Below are 25,441 nucleotides of genomic sequence, written 5' to 3'. Positions count from 1 at the left end.
AGTATGATTAAAAATGTTTCGTTGGCAAACAAAAAGGGGGTGACACAGCATGAAAGATGCAATCAACCGGGAGCAGATTGAAGCCTTGCTGAGAAGCTCGGCATATCACCGCTTTTTGGATGTTCAAGTTGATGAATTAAGTGAAGAATCAATTACGATTTCACTCCCTGGCAATGCTCTGTTTGTTACAGGGGACGCTGAATATATCCATGGCGGGATCATTGCAACGCTGATCGACATCGCCGGATACTTTGCGGTACATCGCAAGGTGAATCTGCCTACACCTACCGTTGATCTGCAGATCAACTATTTGAGGCCAGCAGCGCCGGGTATTCTGCGTGCCAAGGCCTCTGTGGTTAAGTTGGGGAGATCGGTGAGTCTGGCCGATATTTTGGTAACAGACCACGCAGGAAAGGAAGTTGCTGTTGGCCGAGGCCTGTTCAGCTCGAAGCAGTAACCGTATATATTGGGATGCCAGCTCTAGAAGGGGAGGAGTTATGAGTACGTATAATTTTGCAAGCATCATACAAGAATCTGCTACACGTCATCCTGCAAAAATTGCAGTGATCACGCCCCAGAGGACATTGAATTATTCAGAGCTGGCCCGGCGTGTGAATCAAGCGGGGAATCTCTTCCTGAACCTTGGTGTTAATCCGGAAGACCGTGTCAGTATATTATTCAATAATGATTACCGGTTCCTGGAAATTTGTTTCGGTTTGATGTTGATCGGAGCTATTCCGGTGCCGATGAATGCCAAGCTGGGAGCTGAGACTTTGGCTTATGTCTACCGCAACAGCGGAAGCCGTGTACTGATCTTTCACGGTGAACTGAGGGAGAAGGCACTGGCTGTACAGCAGATCAGTGAAGCATCTATTCTGGTGCGTTGTGCCAGCGTGAATGAGCAAGAGGATCCTGCCGCTCTGTCCTACGACGAGTTGCTGCCTCTGCAGTCCTTAAGTCTGGAGTTGTACCCGTCAGAGGAGAGCGGGATCTGCTTCCTCCCATACACATCCGGTTCAACCGGGAATCCCAAAGGATGCAGGTTAACTCACCGCGGGCAGCTGTGGAACGTTAAGTCCACCTCGCAGCTAAGAGGCTTAACTGAAGAGACGCGGGTGATCATCTCTTTGCCTCTCTACCACAAGAATGCTATGACGACAATGAAGACCATTTTCTATCTTGGTGCTTCAGCCGTCATACTCCCTAAAGCAGATCCTGAGCAGATCCTGAAGTCCATTGAGACACACCGCTGTACATATATGACGGGTGTACCCGCTTTATATCGAATGATAATAAGTTATCTCAAAGAGCACCCGGAGTTCGATCTTACATCCTTGCGTTTTGGCATCTGCGGTTCCTCGGATACACCTAGCGAACTGCTCGAAGAGGTTCAACAGCTTATGGGGATTCCGATGTATGAAGGATATGGTCTTACCGAAGGGGGACCAGTTGTGCTGGAGTCCCGGGAGGGTATTCAGCGGACAGGCTCCGCAGGTATTCCAGTGCCGGGCTGTAAGATTCGAATCGTGGATGAGCAAGAGAACGAGGTCGGTCCGAATGTAACGGGTGAGCTTTGGGTTAACAACCCGGGTGTGGCTGACGGGTATTGGAATCTCCCGGACATCACTGCCCGCAAGATTACGCCGGACGGCTGGCTGAAGACAGGGGATGCCGCTTGCAGAGATGAGGATGGATTCATTTACATTGTTGGACGTAAGGACGACATGATGAATGTAGGAGGAGAGAATGTGTATCCCAAAGAGGTGGAGAACATTCTTTTGAAGCATCCTTTGATTAATGACGTCTGTGTCCTGCCTATTCCTCATGAAATGAAGGGCGAGGTTCCTGTAGCGGTCATTGTGACAGGCAAGGGACGGCAACTAAAGGAGGATGAAGTGAAGCAATTTTTTATCCAGAACGGTCCCGCTTACGCTCATCCCCGCAAAGTCATTTTTGTGGATGCCTTGCCGCTTACCGGACCGGGCAAGCTTGACCGAACGCTTTTAAAAAAGCAAATCACTCAAAATATGATTTAAGAGGAGAAGATATCTTATGAGAGCCGCACTTATTCTTAAACATGGAGATCGAAATAATGTTGTTGTCGGAGAGTATCCAAAGCCGGAAGCCGGGCCGAAGGAAGTTGTCGTTAAGGTTGAAGCGGTCTCCCTGAACCATCTTGATATTTTCGTACGCCGAGGGATTCCGGGAAGGAAGCTTCCTCTGCCGCATATCTCAGGCGGGGACATCTCTGGAATTGTGGAACAGGCAGGAGAAGGAGTTATAAATGCCAAGCCTGGTGACAGGGTTCTGATTGATCCATCCATCCCGGGCCACGGAGCACTGGGGGAAGACCTGACAGGAGGACTTGCCGAGTATGTGAAGGTTCCGGCGCAGAATCTGATACCGCTGCCGGATGAGATTTCCTTCGAGGAGGCCGCTGCCCTCCCTATTGCTTACGGAACAGCCTGGAGAATGCTTATAACACGAGGTAAGCTGCAGGCGAACGAAACAATCCTGATCCTCGGCGCTAGCGGCGGCGTAGGTAACGCAGCAGTGCTCATCGCCAAGCTGGCCGGTGCCAAAGTCATTGCTGCTGCCGGATCTGATGACAAACTGGAGAAGCTGAAGGAACTAGGGGCTGATCTGGTCATTAACTACAATAAAACAGATTTCTCGAAAGAAGTCTGGGACTACACCGGCAAAAAGGGGGCGGATGTCGTCGTTGACTATACGGGTAAGGCAACATGGCCTCAGAGTATCAAGTCGACTCGGGTCGGTGGACGAATTCTAACCTGCGGTGCAACAACTGGCTATGAAGCAGTGACGGATCTGAGATATGTATGGGTACGCGAAATCACAATTATTGGGTCCAACGGCTGGGAAGCGAGCGATCTGATCACTCTGCTTGACCTTGTGCAGAACCATAAGCTCAAGCCGATTATTGACAGAGTGTTGCCACTGGATGACATCAGGGAAGCTCACCGCATCATTGAAGAGCGTGAATTCTTCGGCAAGATCATTATAAAGCCATAAGGCATTAGGGAGGCGGACACCATCGGATTCACATTACAGTTCGATCATGTTGTTCATTATGTAAATCAGCCGGAGCAGGTAATTGAAGAGTTGAAGCCTTACGGCATCAGTGCCGTCCATGGCGGGAGACACGAGCTCATTGGGACTTATAATGCACTCAGCTACTTTGATCTCAGCTACATCGAGTGGATTGGTGTATTCGATCACAGTCAACTTCCACTTGGAGATCGGACCAGCCGTTATGGTCTGATCGAGACGTTGGCCATAGATTCATTCAAGGAAGGGCTGAGCAGGATCGCACTTCGTACCCATGATATTGAAGGACTTGCAGAGCATCTGCACAGTCAAGGTCTTGAGGTATCCGGGCCGGAGGAAGGCAGCCGCAGAAGACCGGACGGAACGCTGTTGAAGTGGAAGCTGTTGTTCGCAGGAGAAGCCGGCGTTCAAGACGGCCTTCCGCTGCCCTTCTTCATCCAGTGGGAAGGTGAAGAAGCTAACCGGAAGCAAGAATTGCAGGAGGCCGGAGTGATCCTTCCACATGAACGTGGACCTCTCCAGCTTCGAGAGGTCGGCTTTACTGTTAGCCGTCTGCAAGAGACAGTCGAAAAATGGGCGAAGTGGTTCCGCGTCTATGCGGGTGAAGTTGTCTATGATCCTAAATTGAAAGGCAAGCGGCAGACCCTGGATCTGCATGGGACTTTGCTCAGCTTTGTGGAGCCGGTGGAAGAGGGGCTGGCAGCTGAAGCCTTAAAGTCCCGTGGACAGCGACCGTTCCTTGTAGGATTAAGTTCCGGAGGACCCGGAAGTCAGCTGGAATATGTCGATTTTCATGGTTCACTGTACTACTTGAACTAAGGCTGCTGTCGGATATCATCTGACAAAACAGGCATAGAAGGGGAGGTTACTGTATGGCCAAAGAGAGGAAAGGCCGAACGGGGAAAAAACCTCTTTGGATTATCATTGTGCAGGTAGCATTTGTAATACTGCTGCTTGGGTGGATGGAGATTGCAGTGTCCAAAGGCTGGGTTAATCGTGTTTTCCTGGCTTCACCATCACAAATTTGGAATGAGCTCGTCTATACCATTCAAGAAAATACGCTGTGGCCGCATCTGATCCTTAGTCTGAAGGAGGTGACAGTAGGCTACTCGATATCTGTTGTTGCCGGAATCGGACTCGGTGTGCTCTTCGTGTCGTTCCCGACTTTGGAAAAGCTGATCGATCCGCTGGTAGCATCAGTAATGGCTATCCCGAAGACAGCGATAATGCCGCTGCTCATCGTCTGGTTTGGGATTGGGTTTACGAGCAAGGTAGTGTTGGTCATTCTCTTCTGTTTTTTCAATATTCTCTACAACACCGTTACAGGTGCCAAACAGACCCGGAATGATCATATCAAATTGGCCAGTGTTTTCAAGGCAAGCAGAGCTCAGACCGTATTCAAGGTACTTCTGCCATCGGCACTGCCAAGTATTTTCAACGGGCTGCGGATCACTGCGGCCACAGCGATTACCGGCGTTGTCTTTGCAGAGATGGCTGCCTCCAAGGGCGGATTAGGATTTATGTTGAATGAGTCTCAAGCCGTACTTAATACACCCAGGCTTTACCTCGTTATTATCATCGTGACGATCTTGTCCGTCTTATTCGTGAATATCGTCAATCTTGTCGAGCGGATTACTTGCCGCCGCTGGATGACGAGCCCTCATCAATCTAAATAAAGTAGGTGTGATCCACATGAACAAGCCTAATAAAACAATCAACCTTTTATCCATGATTCTCATCTTATCGCTCCTCTTGGCAGCGTGCGGATCTAACGCTGCTCCAAATACTGTGAGCAATAAATCCACTAACACTTCTAGTAATACCACTACAGATTCCTCTTCGAATACAGGCAATGAAGAGACTGTGTCTATGAGTCCGGCCGATGGTGTACCTCCCTGGCAGGGCCGCGACAATAAGCGCGTCCAAATCAATGCCGGTTTCGCCAAAGGGATGACCGGGATTGCAAATCAATATGCCATAGCGAAAGGCTGGTATTCCGATGCCGGCATAGATCTTGATATTGTTGATATTCCCAATCCTGTAGCTGCATTCGGCGCAGGCGAGGTGGACATTGCCGATGGCGACCCGGGTACATATATCCCGGCCATCGCTAATGGTGTTACGATGAAAATAGTCGGCAATATGTGGAGAAGCCGGGGCGCCTACTGGATTATTGCCAAACCGGAGATTAAGACTTGGGCAGATCTCAAAGGCAAGACCATTGGAACCGGTCAAGCCACAGGCGGGATGGCTTTGACCGTTATGGAGGTTCTTAGCCAGAACGGCATTGACTACAAGAAGGATGTAGAATACGCGGCGAACAACTTTTATCAGGAAGCCTACGCATCCTTTGTGAAGGGGGAAGTTGACGCCACGATCATTCACCAACCGTTCGCCACGCTGGCAGAGCAAGAAGGGACTGCCCACGTTCTCGCTAAAACTTGGGAGTATGTACCCGAATATCAGACGGGTGTGCTTGTAGCCAGCCAGAAGCTGATTGATGAACAGCCGGAAGTTGTTGAACGCCTGCTGGAAGTCTATTTCTATACGAATGAATATGCGAAGACTCATCTTGATGAATTCCTTCCTTGGGCAGCCGAATATCTGAATTTGGATGAAGCAACAGCTAAAAAAGCCATTAATTCCGAGATCATATTGTGGGAGAACAATCCAATCGTCGATACGAAGCGCCTTCAGGTTACAGAAGATCTGCTGACCAAGTATGGCATGCAGCGTGAAGCGATCTCTGTTGACGGGGTTGTCGATAATACATTTGCCGAGAAGGTCGCTAAGACACTGCTGCTTGGTAAATATGCAAAACAGAAATAATCACACAGGGAGGAGCGCATATGCCTACTATTGAACTCCGTAACATCAACAAGGAATACTCCAGTGTGGACGATGAGCAGACTTTAGCGCTCAAAAATATAAATCTTCAGGTGAGTGATGGTGAGTTCGTCTGCGTTCTTGGTCCAAGCGGATGCGGGAAGAGCACGCTGCTCGAAATCGTGGCCGGCCTGCTTAAACAATCCAGCGGTGAGATCATTTTGGACGGCAAGGTGCAGTTTGGAACGAGCAGAGATATCGGAGTTGTATTTCAGGATTCCGCTCTATTTCCTTGGCGCACGATCCGGCGAAATATTGAATTCGGTTTGGAGATTGCAGGGGTTCCGCGTCCAGAGCGGCGTGAGCGAGCAGAGCGCACGATTGATCTTGTGGGGCTAGGCGGCTTTGCCGATAAATATCCTCATCAATTATCCGGAGGTATGCGCCAGCGAGCCGGCTTAGCCCGGACGCTGGTAGCTGATCCGCAGGTAATCCTGATGGATGAACCCTTCAGTGCTGTCGATCACCTGACACGGCTAACACTACAGGATGAGATCATACGGATATGGCAGCAGGAGAAGAAAACGGTATTTTTCATTACTCATGATGTGGCTGAAGCGGTATACCTGGCTACACGTATTGTCCTGCTCAGCCCTCGTCCGGGGCGCATTCATCAGATATTCGAGGTTCCTTTTGAAAGACCGCGCAGCAGAAACGATGCCGAAATTCTGAATATTGTGGAGAAAATCTATATCAGTATCAATAACCCTCCCGCGGATCAGACGGAGTATTTCATTTAGTGTATCCCCTCTCAACAAATAGCCTCGGAGGTGACAGAATGAATATATTGATTACCGGGGGGAGCAGAGGAATTGGACTTGCAATCAGCCGGAAGCTTGGAGCAGGGGGGCATCGTCTGCTCATATCCGGGCGTGACAAACATCATCTCGAATCCGCTGCAGCATTACTTCCTAAGGATACGTTGTATTTGACTGCAGATGCTGGGGAACTGTCCTCGATCAACCAGCTGGCAGAATATGCCAAAGAGCATACATTCTCGCCGGATGTACTGGTGCTTAATGCTGCAGCATTCTACGATGCAAGCCGTTCGGTGATAGAGCCCGATGTGACAGAGCTTGAACGTATATTACGTGTAAATCTGCTTGCGAATGTGGCTCTGGTGAAGGCCTTTCTTCCGGCAATCAAGGCAGGAAGCTATCCACGTATCTTTTTTATCGGATCAACAGCGGCTCTTCGTTCGGACAGCTCTTTCTATGCTATATCTAAAGCAGCCTTGAGTAATTATGCCCATGGCCTAAGAGAAGAACTGAAAACATTTGGCGTAGGGGTGACCCTCATTCATCCTGGAGCGACATTTACTGAAAGAAGAGTACCAGGGGAAGGTATTGCTGAAGACAGATTCCTTGCCTCAAATGATATAGCCAAGATCGTCGAGACGATGCTTGACCTCAGCCCGCAGGCAGTGGTGGAAGAGATCAGTATTCGTCCTATGCTTGGCGATACTTACTAAATATACAAAAGTATATCGCGATCCGGCATTCAACATGAGATTACCTTCAAGTCACGGGTGCTTAGATGATGGAATTATTGTTTGACGAATCCTATGGCGTACGTATAGTATGAAATTGTTTCGTAAGAAAACAATATTTCAGAGGAGCGTTAAAGATTGGAGAAATTTCATGTTGAACTGGACCGTGCTTTGGTCCGTATGTTCGAGGTCTATAATACACTGAATAAGATGCCGAGAGAGTACAGTTCTGGAGTCGTCTTATATTTATCTGAAATTCATATGATTGAGGCAATTGGTCTCCATCCGGATTGTAAATTAACTGAAATCTCAAATGTTCTTAACATCACAAAAGGAACCGCTTCCAAATTGTTGTCCAAGCTAGAAGCCAAAGGCCTTGTTTCGAAATATCAGGTTGAAGGAAACAAAAAAGAGGTTTATTTCAGGCTGACTGAACTGGGACAAGGAGCCTTTGAGGGCCATTATAAGATACATGAGACGAGGAGTGCAGACATCGATAGAGAGTTTGACAACTACTCCCCTGAAGAGCAGAGGATCATCCTTAAGTTCATTCACAAGTACACGGAAGAATTGGGGCGTTATCTGGAGTAAAGCATATATCGTAGACATTAAGGAGGAATTGCATTGAAGAACTCAGAACAGAAATTGCAGGAAATTCGTCATTACTTGCACCAAAACCCAGAGCTATCCAATGAAGAATATTCCACCACACGCAAGCTAAGGGGCTGGTTAGATGAAGCAGGGATCCATGTCCTGGATCTGCCTCTATTGCGAACAGGACTGGTCGCTCAGATTGGCACTGGACAAGCGCCAATCCTTGCTATTCGTGCGGACATTGACGCTCTTCCGATACAAGAAGAGACGGGACTTCCCTATAGCTCCCAAGTAGAGGGCAAGATGCATGCATGCGGTCATGATTTACATACAGCAGTAATTCTGGGGGCCGCTTATAATCTTAAAGAGCGGGAGGAAGAATTGCCGGGAACTGTGCGCATCATCTTTCAGCCCGCTGAAGAGACGGGGCATGGAGCCAAACAGATCATAAATTCTGGAGGTCTCAAAGATGTTGAGGCGATCTTTGGCTTGCATAACTGGCCCGAACTTGCGGTAGGCGAATTGGGGACGAGGGCCGGCGCAATTACTGCAGGAGTAGACCGATTTGAAATTACAATCAAGGGAACGGGAGCTCATGCTGCGTCGCCGGAGAAAGGGACAGATTCGATTGTACTCGCCTCACAGATTGTGCTGGCTTTGCAGACCATTAGCAGCCGGTCTGTTAGTGCATTGGAATCTGTAGTAGTGAGCGTAACGCGGATTACCGGAGGCAATACATGGAATGTGCTTCCGGAAAACGTGGTACTGGAAGGGACGGTTCGAACTTTAAATACATCTATTCAGCAGGAGATCCCCCGCAGAATGGATCAAATCCTTCAGGGGTTGGCTGCTGCAGCCGGGGCCGAAGCGTTACTGCACTGGTATCCTGGGCCGCCTGCAACCATAAATGATTCCAGATGGTCTGAATTCATGAGCAAGGTGGCTGATGAGCAAGGCTATCGGGTTCTTGAGATAGGTCCCCAGATGGGAGGGGAGGATTTTTCTTTTTACCTGCAGACGATTCCCGGAGCCTTTGTGATGATCGGATCAGGTGCTGCGCATGCTCTTCATCATCCAAAGTTTGCGCCTGACGAGACCTTGCTGCTGCCTGCAGCAGAATATTTCTCCAACCTAACCGTGCAAGCTCTGAAAGAATTGAACAAATCAAATCTATCGATGGAGAATGTTGAATCTGACTTTTAAGAATAGATAGTTCCGGTCTTGATAAAAAGCTCTCAAGTGGGGGGCTTTTTTTTGATTTACGATGTGACCAGGATTGACATCTCGAGGATTCTACCTTAGAATTTCATTTGATGATATTGATAATAATTATCATTATCAGAATACCGATTATCCAGGGGGAGAATACTTAAACATGAAACACAAATCATACTTACTTATGGTTGTCCTGCTAATGCTCACCATCATTATGAGCGCTTGTGGCAACGATTCCGGGAGTAAAGAGTCGACTGCTGATTCTCAAGAGACGCCTGTAGCGGAGCAAACTGCCGGGGAACTCTCCCAAACCATTACTTATCAATCGGAAAGCGGCCCCGTAGAAATTCCGGCCAAGCCTGTAAGAATCGTTGCATTGACCAATGCGCCAAATGTGCTTTCGTTAGGAGAAACACTGGTCGGTGTTGATCAATGGACGGCGGCTAATCCTCTTTTTACTGACAAGTTAAAAGGAGTGGCTATTGTATCCGAGGAAGATCCGGAGAGTGTTGCCGCACAAAATCCTGATCTTATTATTGCCGGATCGCATATGAAAAATCTTGATCAATTTGCTAATATAGCCCCAACGGTCTCTTTCACATGGGGAAAGCTGGACTATCTGAACCAACAGTTGGAGATTGGCAAACTGGTGAACAAAGAAGCAGAAGCACAGCAGTGGATTGACGATTTCAAGCAGAGAACTGCAGCCATCGGTAAAGAGATCAAAGCCAAACATGGAGAAAATATTACGGTATCTGCAATCGAAATCAGTGACAAAAGTGTCTTCGTAATGGGTAATAACTGGGCACGAGGCACTGAAATTCTATATCAGGCCATGAACTTGGCCATGCCGGAGAAAGTCAAACAGGATACCCAGGAATCGGGAAGTTATTCCTTGTCACTGGAAGTGTTGCCGGAATACTCGGGTGATTTCCTCGTCGTCAGCAGGAACATGAACACCGATAATGAAATCATGAAATCGAACATCTGGAACAGTATTCCTGCAGTGCAGAATAAAAGGGTGATTGAATTTGAAACGAAAGCATCCACCTACAGCGATCCGACTACACTTGAGTACCTGCTCGACATCTTTCAGGAGGGATTTCTGGGTCAGCCATAACAAAAAGAAGAACAGGGCCTTGACGTATCAAACGTCAGGGCCCTGTTCTTTTCGGGGAACTTTTCTCTTGCTGCCATTCCTGAAATTCAGCCAAGCACATTGGAGCCCACGACTGATCCGCGAAGCTCCTGAATATCCAGCGTCGGCGGTCGTCCATACATACGGGCATACTCCCGGCTGAACTGGGACGGACTCTCATAACCTACGCGGAAGGCAGCATCAGAGGCTTGCACGGTTTCCGTCAACATTAAACGCCGGGCTTCCTGCAAACGCACCGTTTTCTGATATTGCAACGGGCTCATCGCTGTGACGCGCTTGAAATGTTTATGAAACGCCGATGTGCTCATGTTTACGGACTTTGCAAGCTGCTCAATTACGAGCGGACGGTCGTATTGCCGGTTAATCAACTGGATCGCTTGAGCGATGTTGTGTGCATGGCTGCCGATGACCGCGAATTGATGGATGAGCGCGCCTTGTTCACTTTGAAGCACCCGATACAGAATTTCACGGATGACAAGCGGCGCCAGAATCGGAACGTCCTCAGGCGTGTTAAGTAACTGCAGGAGCCGCACGATGGCTTCAAGCAATGTGGGAGACGTTCGGTTCACGGTTATGCCACGACTGGATTCCGCGGGAACGAAAGCGGGTCGATTCATCTCTTTTACAAGGTCCAGGATGATGTCGGCGTCGAAGCTCAGTTTTAAGCTTAAATACGGGATCTCGGGCGACGCTTCGATAATTCTGCCGATGATCGGCAATTCGACGGATGTGACCAGGTAAGTTGAAGGATCGTACCGGTAGATTTCGTCAGCCAGTGTGGCCATTTTTGCCCCTTGCGCTACTACGCAAATGGATGGTTTATACACAGATTCCAGCGGTTCTGACAACTGTGTGGTATGCATCAGCTTCAAAGAAGACACGGACGTCGGATGCGTGCCATTCGAAGGAGCATGGCGACGGATCAATAGCGCCAATTGTTGCAGGGCTTGTTCCATGCGCAGGGATTCGTCCATGTTTGCGGTTTCCTTTCCTGAAAGACTGTAGTTTACTACTATTATAGTGAGACAGAAGAGAATTAGGCAAGGAATGAACAGGTATGTTCTAACCGGTTAAGACAAACATTCAATATAATCAATTTACAAGGTCGAACACGGTGAAAGCCCGATCGGTCAAAAACAACATTAAAGGAGAGAATGGGAATGAATTTGAATGGAAAAGTCGCAATCGTCACTGGGGCATCACGGGGCATCGGACGGCAAGTAGCTATCCAATTGGCGCAATCCGGCGCGAAGGTGGTCGTCAATTATTCCTCGAATCAGATGAAAGCGGACGAGGTGGTAAAGACGATTGAGCGGTCCGGCGGCGAAGCGACGGCCATACGCGCCGATGTAAGCAAGGTGAGCGAAGTCGAAGTTTTGTTCACGGAGACGCTTGAGCGATTTGGACGCTTGGACATACTGATCAATAATGCCGGTATCATGGAATGTACGGCTATCGCGGATGTCACGGAAGAGATGTTTGACCGGCATTTCGCGATCAATGTGAAAGGGACTTATTTCGCTTGCCAACAAGCAATGAAGCATATGAAAAAAGGCGGGTCGATCATCAACTTCTCAACCTCCGTATCGGGAGCGATGCTCCCGACGTACAGCGTCTACGCTGCAACGAAAGGTGCTACCGAGCAGTTGACCCGTCATCTGGCAAAGGAATTTGGTCCGAAGGACATCATCATCAATTGCATAGCACCGGGACAAGTGTCGACCGAGTTATTCCTGAACGGGAAATCAGAGGAATTGATAGATTCCTACCGCCGAATGAACTCTTTTGGACGGCTTGGTGAACCGGAGGACATCGGAAATGCAATCGAGCTGCTCGTCAGCGACAAAGCCCGTTGGATAACGGGACAGACAATTCGTGTAAACGGCGGGTTCAACTGAATATTGTATCAAAGAACCGGCGAAAGGAGGCTGTCCCAAAAACCATGAAATGGCTGCTTGGGGCAGCCTCTGTTTAGTTAGTAGGATCAATTTCACAACGCCGGGTCATTGCTTATTTGTAATAATAGCTTTAGAATATAAGCATCGTCTTATATATATGGGGAGGAGATACTTGTATGGATGTACTTACTGATATGGCAGACGACTTAAAACTTCTGGGGGACAAAACACGCCTCACGATACTTTCACTTTTAAAAGAGCGGGAGTGGTGCGTATGTGAATTTGTGGATCTCTTTGACATTTCTCAGCCAGCCGTAAGCCAGCACTTACGTAAACTAAAAAGCAAAGGGATCGTAAAGGAACAAAAGAAGGGGCAATGGGTATACTATTCCCTAAATATCGAAGATAAGCCCCACATTAAGGCTGTTCTTAATCTTACACCGGATTCCCATACAGTCCTATCCTTTATGAACAAGGTGCCAACTTCTGTTTGCTGCGAGTGACAATTAGCTTATTGATTATATAAGAATATAGTTATATAATGATGCTCGGAGTCATTCTATTTGTGTTTGAAAGGAGTGTAGGGAGAGTGGAGATTAGACATAATTGGGAGGTAAAGACTTGGTAGTTCTTGCAAGCCTTATATTTATAATCACATTGGTATTTGTTATTTGGCAGCCCAAAAACCTGTCCATTGGATGGTCGGCTTGCGGCGGGGCGATACTTGCTCTACTTCTAGGCGTAGTCAGCTTTAACGATGTTCTTGATGTCACCTTGATTGTCTGGAATGCCACATTGGCATTTGTTGCGATCATTCTGATTTCCTTGATACTCGATAAAATTGGATTTTTCGAATGGGCAGCCCTACATATGGCGAGGGCTGCCCGGGGGAATGGAACGCGGATGTTTATCTATGTCACCATTCTTGGAGCAGTAGTAGCCGCGTTTTTTGCCAATGACGGTGCGGCGCTCATCTTAACTCCGATTGTGCTGGCGATGGTCCGGGCACTCCATTTTGATGAGAAAAAGCTATTTCCATTCATCATTGCCAGCGGGTTCATTGCGGATACTACGTCTTTGCCGCTGGTTGTGAGCAATCTGGTGAATATCGTATCGGCTGACTTTTTCGGACTTACCTTTATGGAGTATGCCGGGCGTATGTTAATGCCTACCTTGTTTTCCTTGGGGGCAAGTATTCTCGTGCTCTATCTCTTCTTCCGTAAAAGTATTCCAAGGAACTTTGACAGCTCACAGCTGAAAAACCCTGAAGAGGCCATTAAAGACAAGCAGATGTTCAAGCTGTCCTGGGTTGTGCTTGCTGTCCTGCTGGCAGGATATTTCGTCAGTGAATTCCTGAACATTCCGGTTTCTGTGGTGGCCGGGATCATAGCTATCTTTTTCCTGCTCATGGCAAGAAGAAGTCCTTCCGTACCCACCATGGAAGTAGTTAAAGGTGCACCATGGGCGATCGTATTCTTCTCCATCGGCATGTATGTCGTCGTCTATGGGCTGCGAAATGCCGGCCTTACGGATGTACTCGCCGATGTGATTCAGGCAGTTGCGGATCAAGGGCTGTTCGCAGCAACAATGGGGATGGGCTTTATTGCCGCTGTCATCTCCTCGGTGATGAATAACATGCCTACGGTTATGATTGATGCCCTGGCCATTGATGCTACGCATACCTCGGGACTGATTAAGGAAGCCTTGATTTATGCGAATGTTATTGGCTCTGATTTGGGACCAAAGATCACGCCAATTGGTTCACTGGCTACCTTACTGTGGCTGCATGTGCTTTCCGCCAAAGGCGTGAAAATATCTTGGGGAACGTATTTCAAAACAGGTATTATTCTTACGATCCCCACGTTGTTCATCACGCTGCTTGGCCTATATATAACGTTGATCCTATTTTAAAACTAAAGGAGATTATGAATCATGGATAAGAAAACCATTTACTTTTTGTGTACAGGTAACTCCTGCCGGAGCCAGATGGCAGAAGGCTGGGCGAAAAAATACCTGAGTGATGAGTGGAATGTTTACAGCGCCGGCATTGAAGCTCATGGCTTAAATCCAAAAGCCGTGCAGGCAATGAACGAAGCAGGTATTGATATTTCTGGTCAAACCTCAGATATTATTGATCCGCAGCTGCTGAATAACGCAGACCTCGTCATTACATTATGTGGAGATGCCGCTGATAAATGTCCAATTACCCCTCCTAAAGTAAAACGTGAACACTGGGGATTTGATGATCCGGCGAAAGCGCAAGGAACGGATGAAGAAAAATGGGCTGTCTTCCAGCGGGTTCGTGACCAGGTGGGGGAGCGCATTAAACAGTTTTCGGAAACTGGCAAATAAGAATTTCATTGAAACTTCACAGGGGAGAACTATAATGGCAAATTATCATGAACTGATTCAAGGCAAAGTATATATCGGCGGGGAGAAAGCACTACTTGATGCTCTTCAGGAGCAGGCGATTTCCGATGTGTTTGACTTAAGAGATACCGGTACTGAGGCAGCAGGCTTTCCTGCTAAGGTAACCCGTCATCATTTTCCGATTGTGGAGGATGAGAGCGGCCAGGAGGGTTCAGTACAAGCGGCTATCCAGGCGGTTACAGCAGCTGTGAATAGTGGTAAGACGGTATATTTCCATTGCGCGGGTGGACGGAATCGAACAGGGACGGTAGCCACTGGAGTACTCCTTGAACTGGGCCTTGCCACCACTGTAGAAGAGGCTGAAGCCTTGGCAAAAGAAAAGCGTCCAGATATTAACATCAAGCAGGAAATGCGGGATGTGCTGAAGGGCTTTTATCCGTCGAAATAAATAAATTCATATTTGCAAAAGGCTATTTCCTGCTGGAGATAGCCTTTTTGTTATGGAGTTGTTAAATGTAACCCTTATCCCAGGATTTTCCGAAACCTATTCCAATTATTGGCGTCTATAATTTGAACGTAGAATTTCATAATATTAGACGAAATGGATGAGGTGAAAGTTTGAAAAGGTTCAGTTTTATGCTCCTGTTCGTAACTCTGTTCTTATTACTACCAGTTAGCGGACAGGCTATGGCTGCCGTCAAGACAAGCACGATTCTGCTGGACGGACAAGTCATCCCTATGCAGCAGAAGGACAAGGTTGAGATTATCAATGGCAGTGTAATGGTTCCCCTGCGGATTATTGCCGAGAATCTGGGAATGGGCGTAATCTGGAACCAGCAGAGCAGTACCATAACCATTCCAAAGGCATTCGGCAGTGTGGAGCTGACAATCGGCCAAAAAACCGCGATGGTCGATGGAGCATCCCAGAAGCTGACTACGGCTCCGCTGAACCGGAGCGGAACCACGTTAGTGCCGCTGCGGTTCATTAGCGAAGCGATGGGTGTCGGTGTGACCTGGGACAACAGCAGCAAGGTCGTAGGCTTGACCTCGTCGCCTCTCCCGCAGCCGAGTGCCGGCCCAGGCGCAATTCCTTCCGTTACAGCAAGTCCGGGACCTTCAGCTACTGCAACCCCTGAAGGTACAGCTACGCCAGCGGCAACACCGACCCCGGCTGCAGGCACTTCAACAGTCAATGAGATCAGCTTCAGCGACAACCGCCTGATGATTGCCCTCGAAGGCAATGTTCAACCGCTGATACATACCGTCAACGAACCGCCCCAGATTGTGGTTGAGCTGCCGCATACTGATTTTGCCGCATACTTCACACAGGCGATGCTTTGGGATAACAACACAAAATCCGGGGAGCTGGATATTACCGGTTACCCGAATATCAGCAAAGTATATTACGAGGTCTCGGGAATCGACGCCTCCACCGTGCTGGTGACAATTGAGCTTACTGCCGGCACCAACTATACCAGCAATGTTGAAATAGATGCCAGTTCCACCCTTTTTGTGGTCGACCTGAACACATCTGCGCCTGAGCCAACCACGACGCCACCGGTCAATCCCGATAACGGGAAGAAGACCATTGTCATTGATGCGGGTCATGGCGACCACGATCCCGGCGGTGTCGGCGCCACTATGAAGCTGGAGAAGGTCTTCAACCTTAGCCTGGCTTTGAAGGTAGAGCAGCTACTGCTGAAGGAGCCTGCCTTCAACGTTGTAATGACACGCCGCGATGATTCCTATCCTAGCAATAGCAGACGTGCGGACATCGCCAACGAGCTTGGAGCGGATGCATTCCTCTCCATTCATGCTAACATCGCTGATGGCAAACCAAATGTACGGGGAACCGAAACTTATTACTACAGAAAAGACAGTAAAGAGCTGGCTGATGTTATGCATAAGCATCTTTTGGGTGCAACGGAGTTTAAAGACCGCAAGGTTAAGAATAACAACTATCTGGTATTGACCCGGTCAACCATGCCCGCCACGCTCCTGGAGGTCGGCTTCCTCTCCAATGCCACCGAGGAAGCCATCCTATTCTCGGATGAGTTTCAGAACAGGGTGGCGGCTGCCATTGTGGCAGGGATCAAGGAATATTTCGGGGTTCCTTGATCCCGCTCTCCTTGTATATTCTCGAAGCGGTATTGATTCCTTATATTTCTCCTTGGGTTTGTCGCCATGCCATTTATTGTGCATGGCGGCTTTTTTATTGTTTAGGAAATGATGCAATGCCCAAAAGTGTAGATATCCTGGAAGCTTCAGATCCATATAGCGGTGCAGGAGGATTGGGCCCCATTAGCGGAGTGAAGCGGACAGAGAAGACCCTATTTTGCGAAAAAGTCTGCTTTCCTGGCGAATTCGGACTCAGGAGCCGTTATTTCGTTCGATTGAGCCTAGATTGAGGGTAGATAGGACAATTAGCGGAATCTCTGTCCGTTTATCCTGCTAAATAGACGAATCCTCTCCAATCAACGGATTTCCTGTCCGCATCAGCCGCGGATAGATCGTGAAGGCCAAATGACGATAATCTTGCCTATTGTATAACAATCCGGGCCTCGTAAGCTCCGGGTTGTTATTCACTCGTAGGGTGATTTTGTTCTTATGAGAGTGTATTTACTTTTGGACGATTTCCTCCTCTAATTCGAATAATCACCAGCTTGTTCAGATATTGTATAGGTCGTTTCTATAATCTTACATCTATAGTTCGAATCATGTTTTTTCGTTTTTCACAACGGTAAAACGCACATTGAATTCGAATGAAGAGAATTCAAATTAGTTATAAAGGGAGGAAAAATTGTAATGAGGCAAGGGATAAGAATTACGTCATTATTTATTTCTATTTGTGTGCTTTTTTCGATAGTGCATCCGTTGACGCTTCCGGCTTATGCCGATGCTGTCAAGTGGGTCACTTATCAAAATGAAGATTTCTCTGATGCTAATCAGCTGGGGCTTTTTGCGCTGAACGGCCAAGCGAAGGCCCAGACAGACGGAAAGGGAAGGAAGGTCCTTCGTCTGACTGAAGCTGTGGGCAACAGGTTCGGAACAGCTTTTAACAAGAAACTGATTTCAACCGGCAACCATTATTCTTTCAGCACTTTCTTTAAATTCCGTATGAACGAATCCGGATCAGCTAATCCGGCAGATGGTATTACTTTCACGATTCAGGCACAGTCCAATGATGCCGGCAGTGTGGGCGTAGGGCTTGGGTACGGAGGGATCAAACCCAGCTTTGCGGTTAAATATGACACCTACGAGAATGGTTCTCCAGTAAATGATCCTTCGGACAATTATATCGGACTGGCACTTAACGGGAATGTAAACAATACCAATCCCAATTGGCAAACAACCAATTTGAATGGAATAAGACTGGCCGGCGGGGAGGACCTTTATTCCTGGATTGACTATGACGGGAACAGTAAAACCGTTAAGGTCTATCTTAGCAAAACTCTAGCACGGCCTGCGACTCCTGTACTGGAGACAAGCGGCATTGATCTGGATACTGTCTTTGCCGGTAAAGCCGGAGTGTATGCCGGATTTACCGCAGCTACAGGCGGGGCAATGGAGACCCATGATATCCTTTCATGGTATTTTGTGAATGAACTGGACCCTATCGACACGCAAAAACATACCTATAAGCAAGCACCTACTGATATTAGAATAGAAACGGTTCCAACCGGCCAGCCGGGACAATATCAGGTTAAGGCTACCGCATTGGATGTCAATGGTAATCCGGTGGAAGGTGCACCCATCACGTTCTCTTCCAAACAAGGTGATCTGACGGATACATTGCTGACCTCAGGCAGCAACGGTCAAGCTACAACACTTTTGAATTACGGCAATAACCCGCCTTCCGGTGAAATCTCCGTCTCCACTGTAGGCGGCGCGTATGCCACTGTGGAAGTTCCGCCGGCTCCAATCAAGCTGACTTCAGGAACAACTGCCGAGACGGCTAATCAGCTGAGCTGGAACAGCGTGACACAAGCTACTTATTACAACCTGTACAAAGACGGTATTTTGTATGCTTCCAATATTAATGATCCCTTCTTTAAGGTAACTGACATGACTCCCGGAGAGTTTGCTTCTTTTACGGTTACTGCTGTAACCAGTAATGATTCCGGAATCGTTGAGTCTGGTCCTTCGAATCAGGTAACCTTGCCTGTGACGCTGGGTCTTTCCATTGACAGCACGAAATATAACTTGCCAACAGGCGCAACCCATCAGACCGTTGTTTCTTCTGTATATTCGGATGGAACGGTTCTGGATGTGACTGGATATTCACACTTCAACAGCACTGACGGCAAGGTTGCCACAGTCGGTCCGGATGGTGTAGTAAAGGCTGTAGGAGCTGGAACTACGGTGGTTGAGGCTGTGTACAATGGCAAGATTGTAACAGCCAATGTTACTGTCAACATCGAAGCTCCGGCATCGGTGACTGCTGAGCAAGTCACTTCCAATGGTGCTAAGCTAAGCTGGTCTGCAGTGCCGTATGCCCAGTCTTACGAAATTTATGATAATGGCAAGCTGATTGCTTCCGGTATTACGGAACCTGGCTATGAAGTAACTGGTTTGCAGCCAGGAACTCCGCATAGCTTCACAGTAAAAGCTGTCAGCAATGGGATCTCATCACCAGCTTCCAAAGAGGTGAAGGCAACAACGACATCGCTTCGGGATCTGCTGATAGACCCGGCGAGTATCACTCTTGTACCCGGAGATATTCACCAGCCGAAAGTAACTGCTGTTAGACTGGATGAAAGTCTGCAGGATGTCACCGGCATAGCAGTGTATACCTCTTCCAATCCGAAAGTGGCCGTTGTAGACGCTGAGGGTAAAATAACTGCAGTAGCCCCGGGAACTGCTGTCATTACAGCAGCTTTTGAAGGCAGAACAGTTACTGAGACCGTAACAGTACAAAACAAACAATTGCCTTACACGCTGGAACTTAGCGTATCTCCAGCGAGTGCCATTGGAGACGGAAAGACTCCAGTTACAGTAACTGCCAAAGCCACAGCAGCAGATGGCAGTCCGGTAGCGGGTGTGCCGGTTGAGTTCACTCTTGAATCAGGCGAGGTATTGAAAGGTGTAACGAACGATCAAGGTATTGCTGTCGTTACTTATACACCGAAGCCTATTCAAGGAATTATACCCACACGTGAAGCTATTACCGCAACGGCAAAGGATCCGGCCAGCGGTCTTGTCAAAACCAGCAGCACACAGGTTGTTTACTATCCGGCTGCAGTCAAAGGTATCGTTTTTGATCAGATTACCGGCCAACCGGCAGCGGGCGCAAGCGTTACAGTTGAAGCCGATTTCGACGGAGACGGCGTCATTGATTTTTCTGCAGAGATCATTACAGGAGCAGATGGGTCTTATCAGATACCGGTGCCGCGTGGTAACTTTACGTATCAGTTGAGTATACAAACACCGGTACAGATTGATGGCCAGAAAGTTGTTCTAAAAGAAACACAGACAGCTGTCGTAGGTTCTTTGAACAATGCCGGTCTAATCATTGAGTCTGCACATAAACTGAGTGGACAGTTGTTTATCGCTGCTGCAGCTGGGCAAAGTGCTCCAGTACCGGCAGGAGGCTTCTTTGGAAAAGGACAAGCCTTCGTCGAAATTGAAGGTCTGGATGGTAATAAATTTAAGACCCTCTTGCCTTTGGATGCCGATGGACGTTTCGAATTGGATCAGATTTCCGCAGGGAAATATAAAATTACCTACCAGTTGAAAGCGCCGGATGGAACTGTATTGACTAGCCCGTCTGAAGTTGTGAATGTGAATGAAAACGGGCAACTCGGAGTGGTATATTCACTGGTCGATCCTTATGGTACAGTAACCGATGCTTTTACAGGCAGCACGCTGTCGGATGTAAAGGTTGAGCTGTACTGGGCAGATACAGCATTCAACAGGCAAAAAGGGCGCTTGCCAAATACCTTGGTTGACCTGCCTCTACTGCCGGATTTCCCGCTTAACCAAAATAAGAACCCTCAGTTGACAGATCTGGCTGGTCAGTACGCCTGGATGACGTTCCCTGAAGGAGACTATTATATTGTAGCAACCAGAAGCGGATACGCAGCTTACAGCACACTGAACAGCAAGGTTACGTTGCCTAAGACGGAAGGTTCAGACAGCTATATTGAGAATGGCATTATTCATATTGGAAAGGATATTCTGGCATTCAATTTTGCCATGCAGCCTGTTTCATCAGGCGGTCCTTCCAATCCAAGCGTCGTTCAAGCGCCTGCTGCCAATCTTGGCTTCAGTCTGATTGTGGATAACGATCAGGTCAAGGAAGGTGGACAATCGACGATCACTGTTGACTATAAGAATCTTGGAGCATCCACTTTGGGCGCAGCTGATCTTACGATTACACTTCCTGAAGGAGCAGAACTCGTAAGCGCTGATGGTGGAACGGTAAATGGAAGAACAATTACCTGGAAATTATCCAATGTACCTGCTTACGGTACCGGAAACTTCAAGGTGGTCGTAAAATGGGGGAACCTGAACAAGGCGAGTGAGCAATATGATATTCTTGGTCAATTTACTGTTGCGGGTAATGCAGCAGGCTCAGCCAAATCGTCTGTGAAGGTCAACGTGTACTCGGACCGTTTTGGTGAACTGAAGCATTACCGTTATATTCTGGGTTACCCTGATAAGCAATTCAAGCTTAACAGCTCCTTAACCCGTGCAGAGCTGGCAGCCATTGTAGCCAGACTGACTGAAAACGAAACGGTTAGCTACAAGCTTCCATTCAATGATATTCGTGCGGGACACTGGGCAACCAACTATATCCGCATTGCTACGAAACATGGCTACTTCACCGGCGATGCAAGCGGGGAATTCCGTCCGGATGCTCCGGTGACGAGAGGTGAATTGGCCACTGTAATGGCCCGTTTCCTTAAGCTTCAGGTTAGCATTCCATCTTCGGCCCATTTCGCAGACACTGCGGGCCACTGGTCCGGCAATGCCGTGGAAGCCTTGTTTAATGGGAAATTCCTGAGCGGCTACCCGGATGGCAGCTTCAAGCCGAATAGTGTCATTACCCGTGTTGAGGCGGTTACAATGATTAACCGGATGTTGTATCGCGGCCCTCTGCAGGGTCTTACACCACAATTTCCTGATGTCCCTGCGAACCATTGGGGCTTTGGGGATGTACAGGAAGCCACTTACTCGCATGAGGCTATCCGTAATGAAGATGGCAGCGAGCAATGGACCCGTGCTCTGAGCGATGGTGTCCAATAAGAAGACTGAAATGTAAATCCTGTGCAAAACTTATCGAGCTTTTCCGCAGGAAAACTAGAATTATACGCTGCATGTGAACCAGCTGATGATGAACAAAAAGAGCGGATTCGAGGGATGCCTCGAAAGCCGCTCTTTTTGTTTCAGTATTTCATTCCTGTGTTCCAGGCAAAGAGTCGATCGGCGCAATACCTTCCGCCTTCGATCTGTTCTAATGTATATCTTACATCAGAATGGTTAAAACGAGGCTCAAACATCCATCATGATGTATTTTGTACATTCAAAGGATAGCCATAAGGCACTTTTCGGCGAATGCAACGGTTCCTGCTGCACCAAATACACTGAAATCCTAAAATGAGCCTACTTTTGCCCATCCTGATGTATAAAGTGCACTGTAGCGATCTCCGTCCTAGGCGCAGGTCGAAACCCTATACCTTTCGCTTTAGAATCTCAGGACTGAGCAATCTTTCGGATGATGACTTCCGGAATGATCAGGAGGAGCACAATGGAGCCGTAAATACCAATGGTATAGCTGGTAGCGTAAACGAGATCGAATCCGTGATGAAAAAGGGAGGTGATGAGATGAATCAACAGATTCGTGAAACAAAAGGCGTAGCTTCGGATCATCCAGTTTCGGTGCCGGGTTATACGCTTCTTTTTAATTTGGACGAGCGCCGTGATGGTTATCACCGGCCATATAATATTCAGCAGGTTAAACCCCATGCTGCTGATCTTTCCTCCTGTGGCGTAAGGCGCCATATACCCGGAAGTCACCACGACAATAAGTACGGACACTAGATAAACATAACCATTGAAGCGATGGAATTTGCGGCTTTTTTCAAAGATCCGATTCGAAAAGTTGAGCAGCCCCGATGCCATGGCAATACAGGCAAATGCAACATGAACGTACATCACATTCAACCAGACCGGGAGATGAAGCTCGCGTTTCAGCCCGGTTTTTTGGCTTATAAAGCCCTTGGCTCCGGGATCGATCAGGTAATTGTTCACCAAGGCGTAAAGGATAAATAGAATGCTTACACAGGCCAGAAGTCCGTATAGTGTTTTCCGTATCTTCATGTGTGCTAAAACCTCCGCGGCTCCTTATTTATTTCCACTACATCACACCAGGTGAGGAAACCCGTCTGCCAGTTACTTTGGATGCCGGCAGCATACCGGCCTTGGCGCTTCCGCTCATGTGATCTCCGTCGACAACAACTTCGAATTTCAGATTTAAGCGCATAGGTTTTGTGATTTGAAGCAACCAGGTAAGCCTGTTGTCCTTTAGTACGGGAGTCAAGAACTCGACCGTCTCATGCCCTTGCGTCGCCTTGCCTTGAATCATTCCGTGACTTGTTGATATGGAGAGTCTCACCTGCAGCTTCCCTACTGGTGTAGCGATAGCCGTATCCCAGTCGCCGTCAAAAACAGAGGCCTGTGTGATGTTGCCACCCGGCGTACTATAATTCATTGGCGCTTTATCTGCCGCGATGTTCGGTTCATCAAGCGGCAAAACTTTTTGACTCTTAGCTGCCATTCCAGTTTCTCTCCAAACGGTTCCTCTACGTTCAAATTCAAACAGCTGCTCGACCGCGTGTGAAATACGCGGCCCAAGCTCGCGTTCCACCAGGTATAGAGCTACATCAAGTCCTGAAGTTACGCCGCCGCCGGTAACCAGGTTGCCGGCATCCACGACACGTGCCGGGACGGGAATGGCTCCGGTTGCTCCAAGCAATTCCATGCCAAGAATGTGCGTTACCGCCGGTCTGCCTTCCAAGAGCCCGCCCATGGCAAGCAATAGGGAGCCGCCGCATACGGTGGCCACTACGATGTCACTTCGTCCGAATGCCTGTCCAATCATACCGGTCAACTCCGTATTCATGGCCCGGCCCAATACAGCCGGGATCGAATCGGGGCCGTCACCATCGACACCACCGGCCGCGCCAGGCACAAGAATGATCCCCGCTTGTGCCGGGTTCAGCCGGCCGCTTGCTTCAAGGGTTAACCCGTTTATGCCGCTGGCCACGGACCGCGGTCCTTCAGCGGTGACGAATTCTACGCTTACTGCATTGTCGGCATTCATGGCCGCAGCACAGAAAACTTCATACGGTGCAATGGCATCCAGAAGGTCAAAGCCATCAAATAACACGATTTGAACCATTAGCATTCATAAATCCTCCCAGTCATTATTTGGTCAGAAGATCGTTCAACCTGTGATATTCCTTCTCGTCAAGTTCACCCTTAGCCATCCGGCTTTTTAATATCAAATCAATGTTTCGCTCCTTTTGATCGCGATCTGTGCAACGATGACGAATAGCGTAGATTCGAACGGCCACGAAACAAAACAGCGTAAGACAAAATAAAGCACCAAATGGAAAAAAAGAGAAGCTGTCATTTTCTAAGCCCATGAATATCCCTCCTTCATCCGTTTCTGCGCAGGACATGTTATAACTCGCAGTAGATGACGTCCATGTCCGCAAAAAGAATCGTAACAAACGAATATATCAAACCAAGCTGCGAAAAGGTCACAAAACTATAAACAATCCATCACAAAACACAGGGGGCTCATCTGTTTTTGCTGAAAAATGATAAACTATACAAGATGAACAAAAGAAAATAACAAAAGGCGAGAAGGAGGGGAGGGGAAGTTTGGAACTGTAGGAGCGATAGCGACCGCCTTTGTCTTCAGATTTCAACCACAGGTAGTGGTTTGAATTGAAGAAATATGAAGACAACAGCGGCCGGAGGTCCAAGCATTCACCGTAGTGACGAGCGAAGCTTGCGTTAGTCTCTTAAGTTCATCTTATATAGGATGAGAAGGTGGGAGATGCATGAGTGGAATACATACGATACTCGTTGTAGACGACGATCAAAGTATCGTTGAACTATTGAGGGACTTTCTTGAGAATGACAACTTTGAGGTTATGACCGCTTGTGATACGACCCAGGCGTGGGCCATATTTCAGCAAAATTCGATCCACTGCATCGTGCTGGATATTATGATGCCGGGACAAAACGGATTTGAGTTGTGCCGCCGGATTCGGGCGGAGAGCAACATTCCGGTCCTGTTCTTGAGTGCTCGCAGCGATGACGTGGACAAGATTCGCGGGCTGACGCTCGGCGGCGATGACTACATCGTCAAAACAGCTTCACCTGGAGAGATCGTTGCCAGGGTAAAAGCTGTAATGAGGCGTACAACTTCCCAGCAGCAAATGAATGGAAGGCTCTTGGAGTTTGGCCGCCTTAAGTTAAATTTGGACACTAGAGAAGTAGTCGTGGATGGGAGGGACGTCGTGCTCACACCGAAGGAATATGAGCTGCTGCGATTGTTTGCCGAGCACCCGCGACTTGTTTTTTCATATGATCAATTGCTTGCGAAATTTTGGGAAGGGGTGGGCGACAGGCATACGATTCGGGTTCATCTCAGCAGGCTTCGCGAGAAAATCGAATCCGATCCGAACCATCCGCAATACCTGGTCAACGTATGGGGAGTAGGGTATCGCTTCGAGGGAGGATAAC

General features: G+C 48.2%; 23 protein-coding genes. 19 read left to right on the top strand and 4 right to left on the bottom strand.

From position 1 onward, the window contains the following. Positions 1-49 precede the first annotated feature (49 nt). From IEY53_RS20095 to IEY53_RS20045, 11 genes are all read left to right on the top strand, one after another. Entirely contained in the window at positions 50-457 is a 408-nt protein-coding gene (locus IEY53_RS20095; RefSeq protein WP_189028126.1) for a PaaI family thioesterase, read from the top strand. Positions 458-497: 40 nt separating this feature from the next. After that, entirely contained in the window at positions 498-2,036 is a 1,539-nt protein-coding gene (locus IEY53_RS20090) for a class I adenylate-forming enzyme family protein (protein WP_189028124.1), read from the top strand. A gap of 16 nt (positions 2,037-2,052) precedes the next feature. After that, positions 2,053-3,033, top strand: a complete 981-nt coding sequence (locus IEY53_RS20085; RefSeq protein ID WP_189028122.1) for a zinc-binding dehydrogenase — start codon at positions 2,053-2,055, stop codon at positions 3,031-3,033. A gap of 3 nt (positions 3,034-3,036) precedes the next feature. Next, positions 3,037-3,888, top strand: a complete 852-nt coding sequence (locus IEY53_RS20080) for a VOC family protein (RefSeq protein ID WP_189028172.1) — start codon at positions 3,037-3,039, stop codon at positions 3,886-3,888. A gap of 53 nt (positions 3,889-3,941) precedes the next feature. After that, entirely contained in the window at positions 3,942-4,745 is an 804-nt protein-coding gene (locus IEY53_RS20075; RefSeq protein WP_189028120.1) for an ABC transporter permease, read from the top strand. A 193-nt stretch (positions 4,746-4,938) separates the two neighbouring features. Beyond that, positions 4,939-5,898: an ABC transporter substrate-binding protein gene (locus IEY53_RS20070; RefSeq protein ID WP_189028118.1), complete on the top strand. Its 960-nt coding sequence runs from the start codon at positions 4,939-4,941 to the stop codon at positions 5,896-5,898. Between the two features lie 20 nt (positions 5,899-5,918). Next, positions 5,919-6,695, top strand: coding sequence for an ABC transporter ATP-binding protein (locus IEY53_RS20065; RefSeq protein ID WP_189028116.1), 777 nt, complete (start codon positions 5,919-5,921; stop codon positions 6,693-6,695). 38 nt (positions 6,696-6,733) lie between these two features. Then, a complete protein-coding gene (locus IEY53_RS20060) occupies positions 6,734-7,426 on the top strand; it encodes an SDR family oxidoreductase (protein WP_189028114.1) in 693 nt (230 codons plus the stop codon). A gap of 156 nt (positions 7,427-7,582) precedes the next feature. Continuing rightward, positions 7,583-8,035, top strand: a complete 453-nt coding sequence (locus IEY53_RS20055) for a MarR family transcriptional regulator (RefSeq protein WP_189028112.1) — start codon at positions 7,583-7,585, stop codon at positions 8,033-8,035. 33 nt (positions 8,036-8,068) lie between these two features. Next, on the top strand, positions 8,069-9,241 hold the full coding sequence (locus IEY53_RS20050) for an amidohydrolase (RefSeq protein ID WP_189028111.1): 1,173 nt from the start codon (positions 8,069-8,071) through the stop codon (positions 9,239-9,241). A 172-nt stretch (positions 9,242-9,413) separates the two neighbouring features. Beyond that, positions 9,414-10,373 carry an ABC transporter substrate-binding protein gene (locus tag IEY53_RS20045; RefSeq protein WP_189028109.1) on the top strand — a complete coding sequence of 320 codons (960 nt, stop codon included), beginning with the start codon at positions 9,414-9,416 and terminating at the stop codon, positions 10,371-10,373. A gap of 86 nt (positions 10,374-10,459) precedes the next feature. Here the strand turns inward: IEY53_RS20045 and IEY53_RS20040 are convergent, their stop codons facing one another. Further along, positions 10,460-11,386, bottom strand: coding sequence for an AraC family transcriptional regulator (locus tag IEY53_RS20040; RefSeq protein WP_189028107.1), 927 nt, complete (start codon positions 11,384-11,386; stop codon positions 10,460-10,462). Positions 11,387-11,572: 186 nt separating this feature from the next. Here IEY53_RS20040 and IEY53_RS20035 point away from each other — a divergent pair, with 186 nt between their 5' ends. From IEY53_RS20035 to IEY53_RS20005, 7 genes are all read left to right on the top strand, one after another. After that, positions 11,573-12,310 carry an SDR family oxidoreductase gene (locus IEY53_RS20035; protein ID WP_189028105.1) on the top strand — a complete coding sequence of 246 codons (738 nt, stop codon included), beginning with the start codon at positions 11,573-11,575 and terminating at the stop codon, positions 12,308-12,310. Between the two features lie 176 nt (positions 12,311-12,486). Next, positions 12,487-12,813, top strand: a complete 327-nt coding sequence (locus IEY53_RS20030) for an ArsR/SmtB family transcription factor (protein ID WP_189028103.1) — start codon at positions 12,487-12,489, stop codon at positions 12,811-12,813. 118 nt (positions 12,814-12,931) lie between these two features. Next, a complete protein-coding gene (locus tag IEY53_RS20025) occupies positions 12,932-14,221 on the top strand; it encodes an arsenic transporter (RefSeq protein ID WP_189028101.1) in 1,290 nt (429 codons plus the stop codon). A gap of 21 nt (positions 14,222-14,242) precedes the next feature. Next, on the top strand, positions 14,243-14,662 hold the full coding sequence (gene arsC / locus IEY53_RS20020; RefSeq protein WP_189028099.1) for an arsenate reductase (thioredoxin): 420 nt from the start codon (positions 14,243-14,245) through the stop codon (positions 14,660-14,662). A 34-nt stretch (positions 14,663-14,696) separates the two neighbouring features. Beyond that, positions 14,697-15,128 carry a protein-tyrosine phosphatase family protein gene (locus IEY53_RS20015; RefSeq protein WP_189028097.1) on the top strand — a complete coding sequence of 144 codons (432 nt, stop codon included), beginning with the start codon at positions 14,697-14,699 and terminating at the stop codon, positions 15,126-15,128. Between the two features lie 170 nt (positions 15,129-15,298). Beyond that, complete coding sequence (locus IEY53_RS20010) at positions 15,299-16,798, top strand: N-acetylmuramoyl-L-alanine amidase (protein WP_189028095.1); 1,500 nt, start codon at positions 15,299-15,301, stop codon at positions 16,796-16,798. A gap of 687 nt (positions 16,799-17,485) precedes the next feature. Beyond that, positions 17,486-21,928: a lectin-like domain-containing protein gene (locus IEY53_RS20005; RefSeq protein WP_189028093.1), complete on the top strand. Its 4,443-nt coding sequence runs from the start codon at positions 17,486-17,488 to the stop codon at positions 21,926-21,928. A 447-nt stretch (positions 21,929-22,375) separates the two neighbouring features. On the opposite strand, the gene IEY53_RS20000 is transcribed toward IEY53_RS20005, so the two are convergent. The 3 genes from IEY53_RS20000 to IEY53_RS19990 are packed head-to-tail and all read right to left on the bottom strand — an operon-like array spanning position 22,376 to position 24,330. Next, complete coding sequence (locus tag IEY53_RS20000) at positions 22,376-23,002, bottom strand: DUF2306 domain-containing protein (protein ID WP_189028091.1); 627 nt, start codon at positions 23,000-23,002, stop codon at positions 22,376-22,378. Positions 23,003-23,039: 37 nt separating this feature from the next. Continuing rightward, positions 23,040-24,089 carry a DJ-1/PfpI family protein gene (locus IEY53_RS19995; protein ID WP_189028089.1) on the bottom strand — a complete coding sequence of 350 codons (1,050 nt, stop codon included), beginning with the start codon at positions 24,087-24,089 and terminating at the stop codon, positions 23,040-23,042. Between the two features lie 19 nt (positions 24,090-24,108). Beyond that, positions 24,109-24,330, bottom strand: a complete 222-nt coding sequence (locus IEY53_RS19990; protein WP_189028087.1) for an SHOCT domain-containing protein — start codon at positions 24,328-24,330, stop codon at positions 24,109-24,111. A 423-nt stretch (positions 24,331-24,753) separates the two neighbouring features. Here IEY53_RS19990 and IEY53_RS19985 point away from each other — a divergent pair, with 423 nt between their 5' ends. After that, positions 24,754-25,440, top strand: coding sequence for a response regulator transcription factor (locus tag IEY53_RS19985; RefSeq protein ID WP_189028085.1), 687 nt, complete (start codon positions 24,754-24,756; stop codon positions 25,438-25,440). Position 25,441: the final 1 nt, after the last annotated feature.

It is taken from the genome of Paenibacillus albidus (assembly GCF_014644435.1).
Taxonomy (GTDB): Bacteria; Bacillota; Bacilli; order Paenibacillales; family Paenibacillaceae; genus Paenibacillus_AQ; species Paenibacillus_AQ albidus.
This window is presented reverse-complemented; position numbering and strand designations above follow the sequence as displayed.

Excerpts from the sequence above, each read along its gene's own strand:
- IEY53_RS20095 (WP_189028126.1), top strand. The coding sequence starts at position 50 with ATGAAAGATGCAATCAACCGGGAGCAGATTGAAGCCTTGCTGAGAAGC.
- IEY53_RS20090 (WP_189028124.1), top strand. The coding sequence starts at position 498 with ATGAGTACGTATAATTTTGCAAGCATCATACAAGAATCTGCTACACGT.
- IEY53_RS20085 (WP_189028122.1), top strand. The coding sequence starts at position 2,053 with ATGAGAGCCGCACTTATTCTTAAACATGGAGATCGAAATAATGTTGTT.
- IEY53_RS20075 (WP_189028120.1), top strand. The coding sequence starts at position 3,942 with ATGGCCAAAGAGAGGAAAGGCCGAACGGGGAAAAAACCTCTTTGGATT.
- IEY53_RS20070 (WP_189028118.1), top strand. The coding sequence starts at position 4,939 with ATGAGTCCGGCCGATGGTGTACCTCCCTGGCAGGGCCGCGACAATAAG.
- IEY53_RS20065 (WP_189028116.1), top strand. The coding sequence starts at position 5,919 with ATGCCTACTATTGAACTCCGTAACATCAACAAGGAATACTCCAGTGTG.
- IEY53_RS20060 (WP_189028114.1), top strand. The coding sequence starts at position 6,734 with ATGAATATATTGATTACCGGGGGGAGCAGAGGAATTGGACTTGCAATC.
- IEY53_RS20045 (WP_189028109.1), top strand. The coding sequence starts at position 9,414 with ATGAAACACAAATCATACTTACTTATGGTTGTCCTGCTAATGCTCACC.
- IEY53_RS20040 (WP_189028107.1), bottom strand. The coding sequence starts at position 11,386 with ATGGACGAATCCCTGCGCATGGAACAAGCCCTGCAACAATTGGCGCTA.
- IEY53_RS20035 (WP_189028105.1), top strand. The coding sequence starts at position 11,573 with ATGAATTTGAATGGAAAAGTCGCAATCGTCACTGGGGCATCACGGGGC.
- IEY53_RS20030 (WP_189028103.1), top strand. The coding sequence starts at position 12,487 with ATGGATGTACTTACTGATATGGCAGACGACTTAAAACTTCTGGGGGAC.
- arsC (WP_189028099.1), top strand. The coding sequence starts at position 14,243 with ATGGATAAGAAAACCATTTACTTTTTGTGTACAGGTAACTCCTGCCGG.
- IEY53_RS20015 (WP_189028097.1), top strand. The coding sequence starts at position 14,697 with ATGGCAAATTATCATGAACTGATTCAAGGCAAAGTATATATCGGCGGG.
- IEY53_RS20005 (WP_189028093.1), top strand. The coding sequence starts at position 17,486 with ATGAGGCAAGGGATAAGAATTACGTCATTATTTATTTCTATTTGTGTG.
- IEY53_RS20000 (WP_189028091.1), bottom strand. The coding sequence starts at position 23,002 with ATGAAGATACGGAAAACACTATACGGACTTCTGGCCTGTGTAAGCATT.
- IEY53_RS19995 (WP_189028089.1), bottom strand. The coding sequence starts at position 24,089 with ATGCTAATGGTTCAAATCGTGTTATTTGATGGCTTTGACCTTCTGGAT.
- IEY53_RS19990 (WP_189028087.1), bottom strand. The coding sequence starts at position 24,330 with ATGGGCTTAGAAAATGACAGCTTCTCTTTTTTTCCATTTGGTGCTTTA.
- IEY53_RS19985 (WP_189028085.1), top strand. The coding sequence starts at position 24,754 with ATGAGTGGAATACATACGATACTCGTTGTAGACGACGATCAAAGTATC.